16 protein-coding genes are annotated in these 19479 nt (G+C 57.7%); 2 read left to right on the top strand and 14 right to left on the bottom strand.

Annotated features, from left to right (window positions below):
• Nucleotides 1-134 precede the first annotated feature (134 nt).
• The 4 genes from B8991_RS21405 to B8991_RS04140 form a co-directional block, all read right to left on the bottom strand.
• Nucleotides 135-305, bottom strand: coding sequence for a hypothetical protein (locus B8991_RS21405; protein WP_179141424.1), 171 nt, complete (start codon nt 303-305; stop codon nt 135-137).
• A 27-nt stretch (nt 306-332) separates the two neighbouring features.
• Nucleotides 333-1484 carry a DUF2793 domain-containing protein gene (locus tag B8991_RS04150; protein WP_084350599.1) on the bottom strand — a complete coding sequence of 384 codons (1152 nt, stop codon included), beginning with the start codon at nt 1482-1484 and terminating at the stop codon, nt 333-335.
• A gap of 89 nt (nt 1485-1573) precedes the next feature.
• Nucleotides 1574-2254 carry an ABC transporter ATP-binding protein gene (locus tag B8991_RS04145; protein WP_084350597.1) on the bottom strand — a complete coding sequence of 227 codons (681 nt, stop codon included), beginning with the start codon at nt 2252-2254 and terminating at the stop codon, nt 1574-1576.
• Nucleotides 2255-2261: 7 nt separating this feature from the next.
• Nucleotides 2262-3692, bottom strand: a complete 1431-nt coding sequence (locus tag B8991_RS04140) for a KpsE/RkpR family capsule polysaccharide export protein (protein ID WP_235866537.1) — start codon at nt 3690-3692, stop codon at nt 2262-2264.
• A gap of 233 nt (nt 3693-3925) precedes the next feature.
• Between B8991_RS04140 and B8991_RS04135 the strand changes: the two genes are divergently transcribed.
• Together B8991_RS04135 and B8991_RS04130 are read left to right on the top strand one after the other, a co-directional pair.
• On the top strand, nt 3926-4726 hold the full coding sequence (locus B8991_RS04135; protein WP_084350595.1) for an ABC transporter permease: 801 nt from the start codon (nt 3926-3928) through the stop codon (nt 4724-4726).
• A gap of 78 nt (nt 4727-4804) precedes the next feature.
• Complete coding sequence (locus tag B8991_RS04130) at nt 4805-7024, top strand: glycoside hydrolase family 99-like domain-containing protein (protein WP_084350593.1); 2220 nt, start codon at nt 4805-4807, stop codon at nt 7022-7024.
• A gap of 65 nt (nt 7025-7089) precedes the next feature.
• On the opposite strand, the gene B8991_RS04125 is transcribed toward B8991_RS04130, so the two are convergent.
• From B8991_RS04125 to B8991_RS04080, 10 genes are all read right to left on the bottom strand, one after another.
• Nucleotides 7090-7509 (bottom strand): hypothetical protein, encoded by a 420-nt coding sequence (locus B8991_RS04125; RefSeq protein ID WP_084350591.1) that lies wholly within the window; start codon nt 7507-7509, stop codon nt 7090-7092.
• A complete protein-coding gene (locus tag B8991_RS04120) occupies nt 7490-8224 on the bottom strand; it encodes an SDR family NAD(P)-dependent oxidoreductase (protein ID WP_084350589.1) in 735 nt (244 codons plus the stop codon). Before B8991_RS04120 ends, B8991_RS04125 begins: the two co-directional genes overlap by 20 nt.
• 16 nt (nt 8225-8240) lie before the next feature.
• Nucleotides 8241-9500 (bottom strand): AMP-binding enzyme, encoded by a 1260-nt coding sequence (locus B8991_RS04115; RefSeq protein WP_084350587.1) that lies wholly within the window; start codon nt 9498-9500, stop codon nt 8241-8243.
• Between the two features lie 3 nt (nt 9501-9503).
• Nucleotides 9504-9743, bottom strand: coding sequence for a hypothetical protein (locus B8991_RS04110; protein ID WP_198662629.1), 240 nt, complete (start codon nt 9741-9743; stop codon nt 9504-9506).
• Nucleotides 9744-9769: 26 nt separating this feature from the next.
• Nucleotides 9770-10516, bottom strand: coding sequence for a hypothetical protein (locus B8991_RS04105; protein WP_084350585.1), 747 nt, complete (start codon nt 10514-10516; stop codon nt 9770-9772).
• 96 nt (nt 10517-10612) lie between these two features.
• Nucleotides 10613-12547, bottom strand: coding sequence for an O-linked N-acetylglucosamine transferase family protein (locus B8991_RS04100; protein ID WP_084350583.1), 1935 nt, complete (start codon nt 12545-12547; stop codon nt 10613-10615).
• Nucleotides 12548-12611: 64 nt separating this feature from the next.
• Nucleotides 12612-16325 (bottom strand): glycosyltransferase family protein, encoded by a 3714-nt coding sequence (locus B8991_RS04095; protein WP_084350581.1) that lies wholly within the window; start codon nt 16323-16325, stop codon nt 12612-12614.
• Nucleotides 16326-16341: 16 nt separating this feature from the next.
• On the bottom strand, nt 16342-17166 hold the full coding sequence (locus B8991_RS04090; protein WP_084350579.1) for a sulfotransferase family 2 domain-containing protein: 825 nt from the start codon (nt 17164-17166) through the stop codon (nt 16342-16344).
• 55 nt (nt 17167-17221) lie between these two features.
• Nucleotides 17222-18202, bottom strand: a complete 981-nt coding sequence (locus B8991_RS04085) for an NAD-dependent epimerase/dehydratase family protein (protein WP_084350577.1) — start codon at nt 18200-18202, stop codon at nt 17222-17224.
• A complete protein-coding gene (locus B8991_RS04080) occupies nt 18199-19302 on the bottom strand; it encodes a DegT/DnrJ/EryC1/StrS family aminotransferase (protein ID WP_218673186.1) in 1104 nt (367 codons plus the stop codon). Before B8991_RS04080 ends, B8991_RS04085 begins: the two co-directional genes overlap by 4 nt.
• Between the last annotated feature and the right edge of the window lie 177 nt (nt 19303-19479).

The following is a 19479-nucleotide window of genomic DNA, read 5'->3' as shown; positions in this document are numbered from 1 at the left end:
TATACCCGCTTTGCCGTCTCCTTCTAGCCGAAACTCACGGCAATGCAGTAGAGCAGGCTATCGGGGCGGGAAGAAGAACGTTCACGGCAATTTCGGGTGGACAGAACGAATTCATCAAGAGGTTATATCGGATTTTACCCGGAACCATCGGGTGGTTTGCGGGCCACGAACAGTTTCCTGCACGCTCCGGCGTGGATCTTCGCCGGAGCGTGCGTAAAATCTGTCTGAAACGGGTATTTGACCGCGCTCAGGCGTCCGGCGAATGTTTCACTGCCATAGATCGGAAACGGCAGGCTGGGTTCCATGCCGTTTCCCGGTAGTGTCTTGATGGCCTATACGACCTGATTGTCTGACATTTTCCGCCAATTCGTGCCGTCGCTATAGGCCGGCTGTGCTCCTCCGGCAGCATTTGAAACAAAGGCGATTCCGCCTGGGCCGACGGTTGACGCCGCAGGCAAAGCTGACTTGCTCAAAGGCTTGAGCCGCGCAATGCCGTCAATATCCAGCTTTGCGGCGCCGGGCGCTTTGCCGATGCCAACGTGGCTGTTCTTGTCGATATATAGCGCGTTGTTCATTGATGCAGAGCCGGGAAATTCCAGCACGACGGGGCTGCCCTTCCAGACACCAGCCGCGTCATAGGCGGTGATGTTGAACTGCTCGAAGCCCGCATGCACAAGGCACGCGTAGCGCCGCACGCCGCCGAACCCCATCTGGATTGACGATGCCACCGGATCGGCATGGCTGTTGTTCAATGTCATGGTCAGATAGCTGTGCTTGTGGGTGGAGGAGATCAACCGATCCGCGGCGACATCCTCATCCACGATTACCGGCGTGCCAAACTGTGTTGCCGAGCCATCGGCTGCCATCACCATGACGTCGGTCCAGCTCGATCCGTCGGCGCTGACCTTGACTGCGAAGTCGTCGCTGCCGGTTGTGCCCATCTCGGCGCGGCCACCCCAGGTGGTCTGAAAAAGCAGGCTGGCAGTGTCCGCAGCCATAGCCTTATTGATCTTTAGCTGGTGTCCATTGCCCGCATGGGACAGCAATGTAGCGTCGGAGGCAACGGCCAATCGGTTGGTCTCATCCGCGCCGGTCGCGATGCCGAGCTGTGGTACATTCTGCAACGGCTGATTGGCATACAGCCCCAACGGTTGCCAATCGCTGCCATCAAAGGCGCACAGAATGTCCTCGTCGCGTACATGTACGACCCAGCCATGTTTGGCCGCGAAAAAGCTCCACCCCAGACCTTCTTCAAATAGTGCCAAATCGCCGGCATGCGCAGCCCACAGGCCAGAGGCCGATGGCCCCACGACATAGCGATCGCCATGCAAGGGCGAAGCCGGCGGATCGCCTGCCGTGCGGCTTGCAACTGTTGGCTGCACAAGGGCATCCAACACCCGCAATGCCTCATTATGGGTGACGTGTTTCTGCGCCTGTGCCGGCGCGATGTACGGTAGTGACAGAACTGGCGAAACCTCAGACATGGATTGCTCCCCGTTAACGATGTTGACGGGAAAGCTGCCATGGCTGGGTTACGGTTTTCTGATCTGACCGCGCGCACCCCGTTGCGTGGCTACTTTCGCATCCATTTCGGACGCGTGCCGCGCATGGTGTGCTTGTGGTGTTCAATCGCGTGTTTGACGTTCGGATAATAGGTTAATTGGCCGTCATCCATGACGGCACCGCTGGTGCACATGCGCTGCAACAAATCCAGCGAATGGGAGACGATCACCGCGCCGCTGGTTTCCAGTCGGGCTTTCAGGATCGCTTCGCTTTTGCTGCGGAAAGCCGCATCGCCAACCGAGGTGACTTCGTCAATCAGGTATGTGTCGAACTGGATTGCCATCGAAAGACCAAAAGCCAGACGCGACCGCATCCCCGAAGAATATGTCCGTACCGGCAGTTGGAAATGCGCGCCCAGTTCTGAGAACTCCTTGACGAAATCGCACATCTCATCGGTGTCGACGCCGTAGATCCGCGCCACGAATTTGCAGTTCTGCGAGCCGGACAGATCGGGATGAAAGCTACCCGCAAAACCCACCGGCCAAGACACTGTTCCTGTCGACAGGATTTCGCCCTTGTCGGGGTCCATCGTGCCTGCGATCATCTTCAGAAGGCTAGACTTTCCTGCGCCGTTGCGGCCCAGAAGTCCGACGCATTCGCCTGTTGGAAAGGTGAAATTAATGTCGCGGGCGACATGTTTGGTAACACCGTTGACCGTGTAGTATTTGGAAAGGTTGCGAAGCTCGATCATCTCCGGCTCAACGCCTGTCGCGCACGCTGTAATAGATGAGAACGACGATCGCCCAGGTCAGGAACGCGAAAACCCCAGTCAACAACGTCAGCAGCCATCGCTGCGGGTAGCCGGAACTCTCTGCCAGAGTAGGGCGGGTATATGCGGCAAGATACCTGCTTTGGCGACGCGCTTCGGCCTGCGCCCCGTCGAATGCAGACAGTGCCGACACATAGGCCTTTTCGGCAAATTCACGGTCCACAACGAGGCGCTCGTATTCGCCCACCAATGTCGAATAGTCCTGCCCGCCGGTTGCATTGCCCGTGCCGACACCGAATTTCGTGCGCTCTTTTTCGATCAACTGTTCGATGACGGCGATGCGCCGCTCGCTTTGCTCGATGCGCGGGTCGGCGGCGCGGGTCGTTTCGCGCAGCAGGTTCATCTCGATGATGGCTTCGGCAAGCTGTGCTTCCAGTGAATTAAGCAGTCCCATCTGCCCCTGAATATCGGCAGAGGGATCGACGATCTGTGTTTCAGAGCGGAACCGTGTCAGCGCCTGTCGTGCAACTTTCAACCGTTCCTCGGCTTTCACCAGTTCTTCTTCTGCATAGCCGGTGGCGTCGTCGCGGGCGATCGCGGAGAGTTGGTTGATCATCGCAGACGATTCCTGAAAGATCTCCGTTGCAATATCCTGTGCGTCCTGCGGCTCGAATGCGTGGACACGCAGTTCGATCAGACCGGTGCCACTGTCGTAGAAAATCCGCACCATGCGTCGCCAGTAAGCCACCAGATCCTCGATTGACCCGGCCTCATCATAGGCGAATATCGGGTCGAAATCGGGTTTCGAATAGATTGCGCGCAAATCAAGCCTTTCATCAAGGCGCTTGACGAGGTCCTGACTCTGGATGAATTCATACAGGATGTCGGTATCAGACGAGCTGGTGCCGGATAGGCTGTTCAATCCGCTCAGCAAGTCGAGGGAGGAATTCAATTCTTCTGATCGAACGGAAAATCCGACCGTCGAGGTATATTGGTCCTCTGCAATCACGAAAAGATAATAGGCGGCGACCATCAGCGGCGCGACCACGATCACCAAGAATGCCGCTAACAGCCCGAAATGACGTGGTTTCACGTCTGCGGCGGTAACAGCTTGCGGGATCGTTCGGTCTGATGAAGCCTTAGGCTGGGGGGCGGGTTTGGCCTCGTCTGCCGGTTGCTGGCTTTTGGCGTTGTCGCTGTGTGCCGCATCCGCCGCCGGATTCGTCGCGGCCTGCGCGGGGGCTGCCGGAGCTTCGCCACTATTGGCCTGTTGTGCATTGGCATTGACGCGTTGCCTCGCTGCAGCGCGCTGCTTCGCCGCTGCCCGCTGCTTCGGAGTAAGGCGCGGTTGATCGGGTTGCGCGGATGTCTGAGGTTGTGTCGGCTTTTCGGCGGCCTGCGACGGACGCGTCTGCGTCACAGCTTCCTTGGCTGCCGAAGCGCTCGCTTTCGGCTTTGATGGGGTGTCGCCCTTGGATGCTGCGGAAGATGGTGGCGTCTTGGAAATGGTCAACTCGCTCGATACTGGTTGCCCGTGGCCGGGGTGGTAGGGATGGTTTACACCTTCACACGCCGGGTGCAATACGGCAAACCTTAACATGTCCGCAGCTGGGCAGGAAAGACCGGCAATGCCGGGGAGGGAGTTCGAAAGCGATGTCAAGCAAGCTACTGGCGCGAAAGACCCGGAGGTTCCCTGGATTGCGGGCAATCTTTGCGCTGTTGCTGCGCGAGATGTCCACAACCTACGGCAAATCACCCGGCGGGTATCTCTGGGCGATCGCAGAGCCGATCGCTGCGGTTACCCTTCTTTCAATCGTGTTCTCCTTTGCGTTCCGCAAGCCACCTCTCGGAAATGATTTTGCGCTGTTTTACGGCACGGGCTTCATACCATTTATGCTCTACAACGATGTTACCCGGAAAATCGGGGTGTCGATCCGGTTTTCCAAACAGCTTTTGGCTTATCCCAGCGTGACATTCGTTGATGCGGTCCTGAGCCGGTTCATCCTCAACTATCTGACGCAAGCCATGGTCGCTCTGCTGTTCATGTCCGGGCTTATCGTGGCGCTTGGTGTGAACGCGATTCTGGATTGGGGTGCGATTGCGCAGGCCATGGGAATGGCCGCGGCAATCGCATTGGGATTGGGCATGCTGAATTGTTTCCTGATCCACATGTTCCCGGTCTGGGACCAGATCTGGGGCATCATCAACCGTCCTGCGTTCATCCTGTCAGGTGTTCTGTTCGTGGTCGACGAGATCAGCGAACCGTACCGGACGATCCTGCTGTTTAACCCGATTGCGCATATAATCATGGAATTTCGGGCTGGGTTCTTCGTAACCTATGATGCGGTCTTTGTATCGCCGGCCTACGTTTACATGATTTCGGCAATATGCCTGTTTTTCGGGCTGTTGCTGTTGTCGCGTTACAATCGCTATATACTGAATGAGGCGCCATGACGCCGTAGCTTCACATTCCCATTTGCAGGGGGGTGTCCGGATTGGTAAGGGATCGTGAAGCCGCATCCAGGACCGTCAATGTCATTTTTTTCGAAGTTTACCGCCCAACGTATCGCCCGTTTTGCGCGCCTTTTTCTCCTGAAGCCCAGCGAGCAGCGCTACCTGGCCGAGGCGTCAAAAAGCGGTCTCTTTGACCCAATCTACTATCGCGGGGCCTATCCGCACATCCACCCGCTCTATCATAGGCTGCCGCTGCGCCATTATATCGTATACGGCGAGAGAATGGGCTTTCGACCGAACCCCGATTTTTCACCCTCCGCCTATCTGCGTTACAATCCCGATGTGGCGGCGATTGGCGTTCCGGCCTTCGAGCATTGGGTCAGAGGTGGGCACAAGGAAACCCGTGTCCACAAGGAACTGCCAGAGGTGGTGGAAGTCCCGCAGACAAAAATGCCGGTTTTGCGCGGTCACGATACGGGCGGAACCGCGCCCTATGCCATCGTCATTCACATTTATTACCCCGACCTGTGGGAGGAGTTCCGCGAGACGCTCGAACAGGTAAAGATCGATCACGATCTTTACATCACAATCACCTATCGCGGTGACGAAACTGACGACTTGGCCAGCAAGATCAAAAAACAGTTTCCAAACGCGCTGGTGGCGTCAATGCCCAACCGTGGCCGTGACATTCTGCCGTTCGTGCATCTGGTGAATTCCGGCATGCTGGACAGCTACAAAGCTGTTGCCAAGTTTCACACCAAGAAATCCCCGCACCGCGCGGATGGCGACAAATGGCGCCGCCATCTGATTGAGGGGATTCTGCCAAAACAGGGCCTGCAAGAGAAGCTTGATGCTTTCGTTGCGGATGACAGTGCTGGTTTCTGGGTCGCTGATGGTCAGCACTTCACTGGCGAGGAATGGTGGGGTTCGAACTTTGAGACGACGCGCAGCCTGATGCGGCGGATCGAGGTTCCCGTTGATCATGGCAAGCTGTCGTTTCCCGCCGGTTCAATCTACTGGGTCAAACCCTTGCTGCTGGGCATGATCAAAAGCCTGAAGCTTAATGAAAATACCTTTGAACCGGAACAGGTTCAGGTTGACGGCACACTGGCCCATTCGATCGAGCGCGCATTGGGCTTTTTATGTGCCGCCACCGGGCAAAAGGTGGTGCAGGCCAGCCAGATTGACCCGAAGGCGCAGGTCAAGCGACCCGAACCGCCGGAATATGTCAGTGCCTTTTACCTGCCGCAATTCCATCCGATTCCGGAAAACAATGCATGGTGGGGCAAGGGCTTTACCGAATGGCGGTCCACCGTATCGGCCGAGTCGCTGTTTCCGGGACATCTGCAACCAATGCTGCCCTCTGATCTGGGATATTACGATCTGCGCGCGACCGAAGTGATGGGCGAACAGGCAGAGTTGGCCCGAGACGCGGGCATCGACGCGTTTTGCGTCTATCATTACTGGTTTGACGGCAAGCGGGTGCTGGAGGCGCCTCTCAACAAGCTTCTGGAACAGCCAGAGATCGACTTTCCTTTCTACCTATGCTGGGCAAATGAAAGCTGGCGTCGCAATTGGGATGGGTTGTCGGGAACCGTACTTCTGGAACAAACCTATGCCAAGGGTTTTGAGAAGCAACTGGTTGAGGACAGCCTGCCCTATATGCGTGATCCACGCTACCAACGCCCCGATGGCACCCGGCCCAGGTTTGTCATCTACCGTCCCGAAGATATGCCAGACCCGGCTGCAAGCGTCGCCGCGATGCGCGACGCATGGCGCGAAGCAGGTATCGGCGAGGTCGAGCTGGGGGCTGTCTGTTTTCACATTTCCGGCGAAAATCAGGTCGCGGACGATCTGTTCGACTTCTGGATCGAGATGGCCCCGCATGGCATGGTCTCGGGAAGCGATTACCTGTTCGGCGGTCCCGACGGCAATAAGCTGGGCTTTGAGCCTGCCGAAGGATTCGAGGGCTTGATCTACGACTATAACGCGGTGGCAAACAATTCGACCACGCCAGCCTATTACAAGAAGTTGCCGAAAAACACGATCTGCGGCGCGATGCCAAGCTGGGACAATACCGCCCGGCGCGGGCGCATGGCCCACATCGCGTATGGCGCGAACCCCGGCTCTTTCAACCGCTGGCTGCCCCAACTTCTGGAAAAGCGTGTGCCGCAATCCTACCGGAAAGAGCTGTTCCTGAATGCCTGGAACGAGTGGGCAGAAAAGGCCGTTCTGGAACCCAGTCAGACCTTCGGGACCCTGTATCTGGACGTTTTGAAACGTCATATCGGGAAGTAGAGGGCTTGTAGCTTCGTTCTGCAAAGCGACAAGCGTAATCGCAGGACGGTCCGGCCGACATGTCGTCAGGCCAACCGCCCCATCGCCAGCCAGACATCATCCGTGTCGTGGCGTTCGATCTTGATTGTTTTCCCGTGCCAGAGCAGCTCGACATTCCGCCTATCCAGTCGGATCAGCGTTTCGGCCGGGACAGTACGCAACACGGTCAGGATCGGCGTACCGGTCAGCTTTGCCACAACTTCCAGAACGGTCCACGCCCGCAAAGCTGACCCTGGGGACAGCTTCGGCAAGGCGCGAGCGATCACGTCGGGCAGCGGGTCCCCGCGCGGTTCTGCGTCAATCGCAACCGCGTTGCCTGCGTCGGTGTCAGAGACGAAAACCAGCCGGGTTCCGCAGGGCAGATAGGTGGCTGGGCCGGGGGTGGCGGCCGCAACGATGCGCCCGCCCGAGACTTTCAAAGATAGATCAGCTGGTGATCCCGCCATCGACGAACACCACCTGACCCTGCATGTTGGTCGTTCCAGAAATCACCATATCAACGACCTTGAAGATGTTCTCGTCATTGGACAGCGATCCCGACGGCGTCCGACGCTTGATCGTGTTCAACTGTTCGGGGCGCAGGACCGACGACATCTCGGATTCGAAGAAACCGGGGGCCACGCAGTTGATGAAGATGCCCGCCTCGCCCACTTCACGCGCCAGCGCGCGGGTCATCGCGTCCAGATAGCCCTTGGAGCCGGCATAAACCGATAGGCCCGCATAACCGCGAGAGCCACAGATCGACGAGATGTTGCAGATATTGCCGCCGCCCTGAAGCATCATGCGCTTGATCGCCGCGCGGATCAGAATGGTCGGGCCGACGATGTTGATGTTCACGATTTGCTGGATGGTGTCCAGATCCGTGTGCATCAGCAATTGGTCCTGACCAATCGCCGCATTGTTGACGATGCTGTCCAGCCGCCCGCCGAACTTGTCGCAGACCTCGGCGACGAAGCCGTTGACCTTGTCGGCATCCACGGCATCGACCGAAGCAAAATGAAAACTGTCACCGTACTCCTTGTCCAGGGCGTCCATTTCCGGTGTACGCGTCCGGGCAAAGGTCGCGACCTTGTTGCCGTTCTTCAGAAGCTGGCTGACCAGATGCAGGCCCAGCCCGCGAGAGCCGCCGCTGACGATGATGTTCTGTCCGTTGGTATGCATGTTTTCGTTCCTTGGTTCAGCTCTTCAGACTTGCGCGCATGGGAACGCTGTCAAGAAACTCCCACATGCGCGGCACGGCGTATTCGGCCAGCCCTTTGCTACAGTATTCGGTCAGGTCGCGCTCGGCAGTTGTCGTGTCGGCACCTTTCGTCAACACCACTTTCGCCACAGGCAAGTTGCCCATCAAAGGCGCGCGGCGCGCAGTGACCTGCGACCAGACCACATTTGGGTGTGCGTTGAGATAGGCCTCGATATCCGGAGGAAAGGCTTTTTGGCCGCCCACGTTTATCATGGTGTTGCCTGCACGACCGCAAAACAGAAACCGGTCGCCACGACGTTCGACAAGGTCGCCAGTATCAACCCAACCGGAAGCGTCGGCCTTGTTGGAATAGGGCGAGCGGATATAGAGCCGATCTTCTTCGACCTTCACACCGATGGCGCGGGCGGGATCGGTCAGCTTTGCGTCAAACCCGGCCTTGCCATCCGTCACGACAATCGCCGCGCCAGCCTCGGAACTGGCATAGATGTGGCGGATCTTGGCCTGCGGGAAAATGCCGCCCAATTCGTCCAGAATGGCCTGATCGACAATCTCACCACCCATGGAGATTGACGTCAGCGGGGCGGATTGTATCAGGTCGAAGCCGATATTCATCAGCGCATGGCGCCAGAATGTCGGGGTAGAGGAGATTGCGGTGATCTGCCCAGTGTGCAGCGCGGTCTCAAAGCTGGCGGCAAGGTCGTTGAAATCACCGCAAACCAGGTTCTGGCCGGGCTTGAACAGCCCAAGTGCCACCATCTGGAACCACGCGTAGCTGCCGATCTGGTAGGGCAGAAACCATGTGTTTGCGGGCAGTTCAGCCACCCGGTCGAAAGTGTTGAGCGTATCCCAACTATGCGGGATCAGCTTCAGCAACCCGGTGGTGCCGGAGGTCAGCACCGTGACCCGACCCGGCTCCAGCGTGTCGCCCGCGTGTTGTGCATCGCCCATGACAGTGACGGCCGCCCAATCGAACAGGGTCACGCCGTTCTCGGCAAAGCGTCCCGCCACCTCGGGCGAGACGCGGTGGCGTTCCACCACGCCGTAATCCAAGCCATGCGTCAGCCCGTAGATGATCGCGCCGAACGCCTGTTGCATCGAGTCGACCACAAAGACCACGCGCTGCCCATCGAACCGGTCAGGTTCACCGATCCGGGCATCGGCATTTTTCAGCAGGGCGGACCAGCTGGACTGACCATCTGGAAAGGTGATCGTGTTGTTATGGGCGACGTCGGGCATGGTTCAGGCCGTGGCTTTCTCGAAGAAATCCAGCACGTCCTTGACTGTGTCGATGTTGCGCATAGCCGCGGCATCGAAGGTCAGTTCGCGGCCCAGCTTGGTTTCGATTCGCAGGGCAACTTCGGAAAAGTCGAGGCTGCGGAAATTGGCGTCGCGGGTGGCAACGGTTTCGTCTGTAATCGGCTCGCGCCCCTTGTTGGTCATCACAAGGTTCATCGTGTCGAGGATTTCCTGGCGTTCCATTTACTCAGTCCTTTGGAATGGTTTGCTTACATGGCCGCCAGTAGGGCGGCCTCGATTTCGGTGCCAAGCGCCTTGATCCGGTCCTGTGCGTGGTCCGGATAAGCGTCGGCGAAATGCTTGTGCCACGGGTGGCGCGTACGGGTGGCCATATGCATGGCAAAGTTCACCGGCCCCTCGATTCCGTTGCGGCCAAGGATCTGGCCGTCGGGAATTTCGCCCTCGGCCAGCGCCCCCGCTGCGATCAGGCAGCCCCGGCCAATCCGCGTTCCGGGCATGCATTGCGCGTTGACGCAGACGGTGACCATGTCCCCGATCGTCACCGGGTCGTGGATATGACTGGGCGGGAGCGGATCGTTCATTGTTGTGGTCAGTGAGAACAACCAGACAAAATCGCCAATCTGCGTGCCCTTGCCAACATGGGCGTAGCCGTGCAGCCGGGTGAAATCGCCGATCCGGCAGGTGCCTTCGATGTCCGAGAAATTGCCCACCCGAAGGTTCTCGCCGATCTGGCTTTTCTCACGGATGACGATGTGATGCCCGGTTTCGAGCTTCGGCCCGATGGTCGAGCCTTCGTAGAGCACGGAATGTGACCGTATCGTTGCCCCGGCGCCAAGGCGCAGCGGGTCGTTTTCGCCCGGTCCGGGATGGCCGAGGATGCAGAAATCACCAATCGTGCAATCATCGCCAATCTCGGCATTGGCGTAGACACGGACGCCTGCACCGAAGCGCACATTTGCGCCGATGCTGGCCTTGGGATCAATCATTGCATCCATATTTTCTTCGTCCTTAGAAGCGTTTCTTGCGTCGGATTGGTCTGGCCACCCATTACCGCAGGGCCGGACCTTTGACAAATCCCGTTTCACCGCATGTCAATTGCGGTCCCAGACGTCGAGCAGCAGTTGTTGAAACCGGGTCGAGTAGTTATCGACGTCAAAGAACGGCATCTTGCCGTCGTAATTGCTCAGCCGGTCGCCAATTGCGGTGCGCGTTTCCGCTGAGCGCCCCAAATCGGCGGCGATGCGGATGAAATCATCTTCATCCTTTGCTACCAATTCATTCAGCCCGACAGATCCGACCAGGAACTGGTCAATGGACCGGGACGACACACGTTTCGTCACCACCACGGGTTTGGCCTTGTCCAGCGCCAGTGTCACGGTCGTCGCCCCGCCATGCGGCCAGGTGGTCAGATAGACATCGCAGATCTGCACAAGGTTGCGGGCCTCTGCCAGCGTCAATTCGTTGGTGATGACGATATCTTCGAGGCTGAACCCCTCTTCGGCCGCCACGCGCCGCAGACGTTCCCAGAAGATGTTGGAATGCAGGTTGCCGGACCACCCCGAGTTGAACGGAGCCAGCACCAGCTTGCCATTTGGCACCTGCGCCACAGCGCGCATATAGGCGCGCAGGCAGGGCGCGCGCAGACGGTCGACGGAACTGCCATTGTAGAACATCACATCATCGTCGCGCAGCCCGATTGTTGCACGGTCCAGCACCGTGCGTGTCTCCTTTCCGAGACCGAACGGATAGCAGATCGACGTCGGATCCAGGAAAATCGGTGGCTCCATGATGTCGGAATAGGCAATTTCGTCGGATGTGTCGGGACAGCTTGACGTCAGAAAATGATCGAACGCGCCGACAGAGGTTGGCAACGGGTTCACCGTATTAGAGGAAATCTGGATCGGTGCCACCCGGTGCGAGATCAGCAGATCCGCCGTTCCAACCCCGAAATGCGTGGAGTTGGCGAGGATGAAAATGTCCAATTCGTCGCTGCGAAGTTTGTCCACGATATGCGCCGTGCCTTGAACATAGCGCAGCAGACGGCGTCCGGACAGCACTTTGTCAAAGGCTTCGTCAAACGCCTTGTCGGCTTTCACAACGCGGTCGAAATGGTCGATCGTGTAGGCGTAAATCTCGAACCGATCAGTATCGAAATCACGAAACAGCGCGTAAAGCGACTCGCTGTCCGGGCCTTTCTTCAACGTCCGCGCCAAAAATCCGACACGGATTTTGCGAGTTGGATCATTGGCACGGGCCGGGGGTTGATAGGGCGGGATTTTGCGAAGTGTGGGATCAAGCCTGCGGATCAGGCCGATCATTTTCTTGCGCTTCTCAAGAAGTGGCGGCGCATCGATTTCGGCCACATAATATTCGCCCAGATTGATTTTCTGCACAAGATCCAGAAGACTTTTCTGGATTGGCGCGATTTGCGGGTCTTCAAGCAGCTCGCAAATCCAGTCGATCAGATCCGGGGTGAATTTGCCATATTGGACCTCGTCCTCTTCGGTCAGCAGAACCGGACGGTTGAGCAGGATGCCGAGGTAAAATCCCAGTTCATAACGCGGCATTTTTGCGATCTGCGCAGGCGAGAGCAACGGCAATTCATGCGGCGAAAGATACATCGTCAGCACTGCGATGTCCCGGAATACCGTCACGCCCTCGGCTGTGGTCAACGATTTCAGACAGGTGTCAATCAACGCTTTGTCGGCTTCGTCACGTTCCAGCACCGGATAGCCCAGCCAGATCCGGAAATGCGGTTGCGCCATGAAAGTCGTTCGGCAGATCGTCTCGCTATCTGGCGCGGCGTTTTGCGGGGGATCCCCCTTGACCTCGTTCGCCTTGGCGGGGCTGAGGTACTCGAACAGCATGCGTGCGACGTTGCTGCGCGATTTCCGGATGGCAGTAATTTGCGACGTCCCAACGGCATGCGCGACGATGCCGAATGTCGACAGGGCGGTCTGATAAAGTTGCAGGTCCTCAATCAGTCGGCTGTTGAGGCAATCAATCAGCTTTGCTCTTATCGGCATCGGAAGCGCCTCCGCTGGTAAACACACAGAAAAACAGACGTATATGGTTCGGCTCTGGCAAGGCTTAGCTAAACCGGTGGTTGATGACAGCCTTGTAAAGGATAGGTGGCAGGGTCGCAGTACCGCTGGTGGGGTTGATAAGCGTTGCGCATGGGATCCATTGCAGATCCAGCCCGAACAGGGTGGCGATGTTGTGCCAACTGTTATGGTCCTGCGAGTCGTCAAGATTGCTGATCAGGTAAATTCGGGTCCCCGGCCGCGCCAGCATCAGGGCCGGTCCGGCCAGCTCGGCTTCACAGATGACAAGCGTGCGCGCATCCCCGATCAACTGCGCGGTATCGGCAATGCTGCGATGGGCAAGGGTTTCGGTGTCGAACCCGGACGCCCCGAAAAGCGTGCTCACGTCGTGCCAGTTGGTGATCCAGCTCGGTACACCGCTTTTGCTGAGAACGAGATCAGACGGGCGCTTGGATTGCGGCCGGTTTATATAGGTCGCTTGCAGGACGTCGCGGGCGGCTTGCAGTGCATCCATGTTCAGGAAGCTGTCGGTTTCTTCCCCCTTGCCCTTGTCAGGCGCGTTTACATAGGCAACAGGCGGGGTGACGATGGTCAAGCGCGTGACGTTGGTGACATGCCCACGCCGAAGGATCGTGATACGGTTATCGCACAGCCTGCGAAGCACTTCGATGCAACGCGAATCCATGGTCTCATCAACCAGAAGGCGCGCGCGCGGGGGCAGGCCGGTCTCAAGCAGGGCCATCAAGGACCCGATCACATCAATCGCCCAGTTGCCCTGCGGCTCATTTGCCGTACGCAAGAGCACGCCATGGGAAATCGTCTCGGTCCCGACATCCGCATAAGACCACCGAACGCAGTCGCCTTGAGCTTCCACGCCAATCAGATCTTCGGGCCACGGGGTCTTTTGGCTTTGGTTGGGGGCCTGGGGCAGCAGGATTTCGTTGGTCTCAAGATCAATCACGCCAGGATAACCGCCGACAACCGCCACTTTGTTCATCTCATGGATATGGATGGGCTGGCTTTGGTTGCGAGTCGTGTGGGTCGCAAAATGTGCCCAGCCCAAAGACCGGGGCTTGTCGAAAAACGCAGGCTGCGGTGCCGCTGGGATCTTTGATGGATAGATCCGGGAGGGTGCGGGGGTGTATGTTCTCCAGCGGGTCAGAAGGGTATTGGCAAAATGCTTCGTTGCGCCTTTCGCAAATGGAAATCGCGTGTGTGCGCCGGTGATCGCATCCGCCATCGCACTGTCGCCTTCGCTGATCGCGCGCGACAGTTGCAATTCTACCGCGTCGCGCAGCGGATGGGCGTCCGGCAGACGCAACCGGTGCCGAAAGCCGTCGCGGGCGAAGGATTCCATTGTCGAGCGGCCTTCAGTTTCCCATTGGGGGCGGGTCTTGATGGCAGAGGCGACAAAGTCGCTGCGCGGCTGGTCGCCGCCACGGCCGGCCAGATAGTAGGTGAGCGGGTGCAATGGTTCCTGCCATAAATGCGGATATTGCTGAAGTACAAACTCGGTATCGAAAAGCGGATGCGGATTGATATGCTCGCCCATGGTCTTCCATTCATGGAAGAAGATATTCAGTGCCGCGGAGGAATTGATACGGAACCCGTGTTGCCGCGACAGGAAATCATTGGACACCATCGCATGAAAATCCAAACCCTCGAGCATGCCATGACGGTAGTAGTGCAGCAACGCCCTGGCGTTGGCGGGAGGGCGCGCGATATGCCGATAAAAATTGGGATCAAAGGCGGTATGCGTCTTTTGGGCAGCGTCCGGCGAATAAAGATAATACAGCAGGTCGGGCACCTGGGTCAGCGTCTGGCCGCAATTGTGGGAAAACAAGGCGCGGTCAATCAGCGTGCAGTAAATGCGGCTACCTAGAAACTCGGCATAGCCATATTCAAGATAGTGACGCAGCGGATCAATCGCGGCATCGCGCACATCCGGCGAGCTTTCGAAATAGCGCGCACCGTCAAAAAGTGGATGTGTATGTGCAGGGTCTGCGTGATTGCGCTGTGCATACCATGTCAGAAGGTCGGTGCCTTCGGGCGGGGTGCCGCTGTCGGCAAGCCAGTCAGGGTCCAGAAGCGGATGAGGCTGCAATCCACGCATATGCCCGACCCGCAGGTAATGCAGCAACGGCGCGTTCCAGTAACTATCGTCTTCCAGCACGAACAAACGATAGAAATCGTCGTCAAAATACACCGAGAGATTGTCACCCGGAACGCGCGCCTCTTCGGTGATTGTGGTCAGAGTTGCCTTGATGTCCTGCTTGTGGAACTTGGGCGAACAACTGCGCTTGACCAGATTTACAAGCCAGTCCACTTCCGTTTGTTGCAGCTTGTGGTCCGGATCGGATGGGATGTCAGGGCTGTGATGTTCGGCTTTGACCGCATTGGCCAAGGCCGTGCTGAACACATCGTAACCAAACTCTTTGGCGAAGTGTTCTTTCGCCTGGTTCCGAAGCATTTTCAGCCGCGTTTCGTCCAGATTGGCAACAAGCTGCCCCAATTCGTCGGGCGTATCCCAGATCATGACGCCGGGCGGGCAATAGACCAGTTCACTGAAAGCTTCGAAGGGCTGGTTATGCGCCGCGACGGCGATACCGTGGGACAGTGCCTCGATCAGGGACATGCCGCCCCCAATCGGAAAGGTACAGACAAACAGGTCGGCGGCGTATTTTTTCAGGAAAGTTGCCAGAGAAGGATAGAATGCGATGTGCAGGAAGCGATCTTCGTCGATTGTGTGGCGGCGCAACTCTTCGCGTATCGCAATCAGATCGGCAGGGTAAAGATCGCCGATATGCACATGCACAGAGTCATCGCGCAACAGCAACTGGCTGACGATTTCCTTGTACTTCACCGGATAGCTGAACGGCGGGAAGAACTTTATCCTGTTGCCGATCGAGACAGAAATGAACCCGGCATCCGCAAGCGCGGTTTCCTGCACGGCGGTCAGCGCGGGCATCTCCTGGGTAAATGTCGCAGGAGACAGCGGTATGTAATGTTTGCCGCGCGACCCCGGCAGCGCGAAATCATCCACCATCGAACGTTTATGCGCGAGGTAGATGCAGCCGGGTTGAGCAAGCCCCAAAGTTGGCCGAATGTCTGCGTGGTGGTAGAAAAATACATCCGGAGAAGTGCGCCGCTGCATGCGCTTGAGTATTGTTTTTTTGGGTTCTTTGCGTCCCCGGTTGATCGCGGCGACGGCTGTTACGGCTGCCACGTCATGCGGATGGTTGAACAGGTGAATTTCTGACGGACGATTCTCCCTGGCGACCCAAAGCACATCGCCGATGGCTTCTGGCAGGGTTTTCGCCGGATCCAGAAGGATCACCTCGACATTGCTGTCCGTCAGGCCGGGATATTTCCAGTTGACTGTATTCAAGTCAGTTTCGCCGCCGTCGAACTGGGTCACCAGAATAATCACACGCCGGTCCCCATTGGCGCGCACGAAATTGGAGACAAGTGCGGTGTGCCCGCCGGTCGGGTAAAGTTGCGTGGCAAGCAACATCACTGTTTTGTCGTCCGGACGCTGCTCGGGCAGGATGTAGGAGTCACGATTGGACAGGCGGCGACACAGCTGGTCGCCGAAACTTGCCAGCCGGTTGACCTGATCGCCCTCGACGTATTCAGGATCGGGCGTCATCGTCCGCATCGCGCGGGCGATACATCGCGCGGCTGCGTCGTCATGGCCGTAACGCTCGTATAGCGCGGCCAGGTAAAGCAGGTCGCGCTGTTCTTTCAAATTCGGTGCCATTGGGGCCGGTCCGCCGTCAGCTTTTGCTCAGCACATGTTCCATGTCGGCAAAGTCCGCCGCATAGATTTGCCGTACCAGTTGTTCAGTTTGGGGCGTGACAAATTTCTCGAAACCCGGAAATTCCTTGTGGTCGATGCAGGCGAACTTGTGGTCAGCATAGTTTTCGCCATCAAACGCGTCGCCGTCATAGCTGGCGTGATGCAGCGCGCTGATATGGGTAAGATTATGCGCCACGCGGGCCTTTAGTTCTGCATCTTCATCTGCCGACGTGTCGGCATTTCCGGCATCACCAAGACGCTGATCCAGGTGGTCGATCAGCTCGCCTTCCATCGCGTCCAGCAGGATGTAGTCAATGCGCTCGCGTCCGACCACATCCTCGACGGGGTGGTGTTGCTGGCGGAAATGAATATCGCAGTTGCGAATATCCAATTGGCTGAGGAAGGTCAGGAACGTGTTGTAGGAAAACCCTTCCGACGCGTCGATGCCCATCTTCTGTTCCACCTGCACCCGAGTGTCATCGAAGCGCAGCGCATGACGATAAGAGCTGACAGACCGCCGGAACGGATCGCGCATCACCTTGACGTATTTATACTCTAGGTAGTTGGCAGCGGCGTCGGCGAGCCACGCTTTGTATGTTTGCGATTTGACCAATACGTCGCCGCGAAACCTGTGCGACCACTCGCTGTAGAAGTTCGCAGCGTAAAGCAGGCCAATGTCGCGCAAATACCACGTCAGAACGATGTTGCTGGCAACCTTCGGTGTCCAGATGATGGCATAGCGCTTGGTGCCATTGATCATCGGCAACGGGGGGTGCAGGAACAGGTTGCGGTTCTGTGACATTGGCGGAATGGTTCCTCGTATTTTCTCGTGCCAACTGCGGCCTGCTACGCAGCGCTTACCAGTAGTGGCTCTTGTTTTCGCGGTAATAATCAAAGGTACGGCTGAGCCCATCCAGCAACGTTGTCTGCGGTGCCCAGCCGGAGATCCGCTTGATCTTTTCAAGGCTGGGGTAGAAGTCGCCGGGTTCCTGGATCTTGCGCTCTTTCGAGAATTCGGCAGGCTCCCAGCGGCCAGTCCCACCGGCTTCGACGATCGTGTCGGCAAGCTGGCCAAAGCTGAACGGCCTGTCGCCGCCAAGGTTGAACGCCTCGCCATATGCGGCTTCGGTCTGGGCGCATTGCATGATCGCGTCCACGCAATCGCCGACATAGAGAAAGTCGCGCAGGATCGAGGGGCCGAAAATCTTGACGGTATCGCCGTCGATGATCTGGCGCACGAACCAGTTCACCACGCCGTAGCGCGGATGTTTCATCTGCGCCCGTTCGCCGTACAGGTTCGAGATCCGCAGCATGATCGACTTCACGCCGTAATTGTCATTGTAGATCGACGCCAGCTTTTCCGCCGTCAGATTGGTCAGCTCGTACACGCCCTTGGGATTGGTCGGCGCATCCTCGGTCACGGGCAGATCGGTGACCGAGCCGTATTGCCCGCGCGTCCCGGTATAGACGAACCGGGCTTCGGGGTTGAACTTGCGCACGGCCTCCAGCACCACGGTGGTGCCGACGACGTTGAAGTCGATGTCGATAAACGGGTTGGTCTGGCTGAGAATATGGTCGACCTGCCCGGCAAGGTGGAAGACGAAATCCTGCCCCTGCACCAGTTGGTTCATCGCTTCGGCATTGGTGACAGAGGTTTTGTGAACCTTGACCTTGTCTTCGATGCCCTTGAGGTTGAACAGGTTGGCACCATAGTCAGGCAGCATGTTATCGACTGCAGTGACCTGCACGCCTGCATTGACCAGCCCGTGTACAAGATTGCTTCCCGTGAAGCCAAGCCCGCCCGTGACGAGCGCTTTTTTGCCGTCCCAGTTACTCATGAGCTTGCAACGACCTCGTTCACCATATCGGCCACATATTTGATGTCATCATCGTCTAGCGAGAAGTGCAGGGGCAGCGACAGGACCTGATTGGCGGCGCGCTCGGTCTCGGGCAGGTCGCCTTCCTTAAGGCCGAGGAATTCAAAGCTTTCCTGCATGTGAACCGGCAGCGGATAATGCACCAGCGTGCCAACGCCGCGTTCTGCCATCTGTTCCTTCAACCAATCGCGGCGCTCGGAGCGGACCACAAACAGGTGGTAGACGTGGCTGCAATTGTCACGCGTGACGGGCAGGGCCAAACCGTTGATATTGGTCTTGTAGCTGGCACCGATGCGCTGACGATATTCCGTCATGTCATCCAGACGCTTGACCTTTTCGCGCAGGATTGCGGCCTGGATCTCGTCCATCCGGCTGTTGCGGCCCATCATCACCGAATAATAGGTGGCGCGCTGTCCATAGTTGCGGGTCTTGATGCACTTGTCCGCCAAATCGCTATCGTCCGTGGTGATCACGCCCGCATCGCCATAAGCGCCAAGGTTCTTGGTTGGATACAGGCTGAATACCGCGACATCGCCATGCGTTCCGACTTTGCGCCCATCGAACAGAGCACCATGGGCCTGGCTGCAATCCTCGACCAGCGCCAGCCCGTGCTTGGTGCAGATCGCCTTCATCGCGGTCAGGTCAACCGGATGGCCATACAGATGCACGGGCATGATCGCGCGCGTGCGGGGCGTCACCAGGCTTTCGACATGTGCAGGATCGATGAGGTATGTCTCGGGATCGATATCGGCGAAGACCGGTGTGGCACCTGACTGACACACGCCGACCGCCGATGCGATGGCCGTATGCGCGACGGTGATGACCTCATCCCCCTGACCGATTCCAAGCGCATTCAGGGCAATCTCTATCGCGTCCGTACCGTTGGCCACGCCGATCGCGTGTTTGTTGCCGTTGAATTTGGCAAATTCTTGCTCAAACCCTTCCAGCTCTGGGCCCAGGATATACCAGCCCGACTCCAGAACCCGTTTTACGGCGTCCTCTATGCTTTGGCCAAAATACGCATGTTGGCCCTTCAGCTCATTAAACTTGATGTTTTTCAAGGCGGCCTCGCAGCGTAGATAGTTGATTACGTCCCAGTGTGGTCGCGTTATCGCAGGTTGAGCCATCTTTGCAACGCGATATTCTGCTGTCTGAGAGCGCCCGCAAAAGAGCATCAAGGACTTTGCACCACAACCATAGGCACAGTGCTGGCCGAGAGCCGTGGCTAAGAGGGCGGC

The organism is Primorskyibacter flagellatus (assembly GCF_900176485.1).
Lineage (GTDB): Bacteria > Pseudomonadota > Alphaproteobacteria > Rhodobacterales > Rhodobacteraceae > Primorskyibacter > Primorskyibacter flagellatus.
This window is presented reverse-complemented; position numbering and strand designations above follow the sequence as displayed.

Bases quoted from the DNA above. Each gene is read 5' to 3' on its own strand.
- B8991_RS04085 (WP_084350577.1), bottom strand. From the start codon at position 18,202: ATGAGTAACTGGGACGGCAAAAAAGCGCTCGTCACGGGCGGGCTTGGC.
- B8991_RS04105 (WP_084350585.1), bottom strand. From the start codon at position 10,516: ATGGATGCAATGATTGATCCCAAGGCCAGCATCGGCGCAAATGTGCGC.
- B8991_RS04125 (WP_084350591.1), bottom strand. From the start codon at position 7,509: ATGGCGGGATCACCAGCTGATCTATCTTTGAAAGTCTCGGGCGGGCGC.
- B8991_RS04135 (WP_084350595.1), top strand. From the start codon at position 3,926: ATGTCAAGCAAGCTACTGGCGCGAAAGACCCGGAGGTTCCCTGGATTG.
- B8991_RS04115 (WP_084350587.1), bottom strand. From the start codon at position 9,500: ATGCCCGACGTCGCCCATAACAACACGATCACCTTTCCAGATGGTCAG.
- B8991_RS04095 (WP_084350581.1), bottom strand. From the start codon at position 16,325: ATGGCACCGAATTTGAAAGAACAGCGCGACCTGCTTTACCTGGCCGCG.
- B8991_RS04120 (WP_084350589.1), bottom strand. From the start codon at position 8,224: ATGCATACCAACGGACAGAACATCATCGTCAGCGGCGGCTCTCGCGGG.
- B8991_RS04110 (WP_198662629.1), bottom strand. From the start codon at position 9,743: ATGGAACGCCAGGAAATCCTCGACACGATGAACCTTGTGATGACCAAC.
- B8991_RS21405 (WP_179141424.1), bottom strand. From the start codon at position 305: ATGGAACCCAGCCTGCCGTTTCCGATCTATGGCAGTGAAACATTCGCC.
- B8991_RS04130 (WP_084350593.1), top strand. From the start codon at position 4,805: ATGTCATTTTTTTCGAAGTTTACCGCCCAACGTATCGCCCGTTTTGCG.
- B8991_RS04090 (WP_084350579.1), bottom strand. From the start codon at position 17,166: ATGTCACAGAACCGCAACCTGTTCCTGCACCCCCCGTTGCCGATGATC.
- B8991_RS04145 (WP_084350597.1), bottom strand. From the start codon at position 2,254: ATGATCGAGCTTCGCAACCTTTCCAAATACTACACGGTCAACGGTGTT.
- B8991_RS04150 (WP_084350599.1), bottom strand. From the start codon at position 1,484: ATGTCTGAGGTTTCGCCAGTTCTGTCACTACCGTACATCGCGCCGGCA.
- B8991_RS04100 (WP_084350583.1), bottom strand. From the start codon at position 12,547: ATGCCGATAAGAGCAAAGCTGATTGATTGCCTCAACAGCCGACTGATT.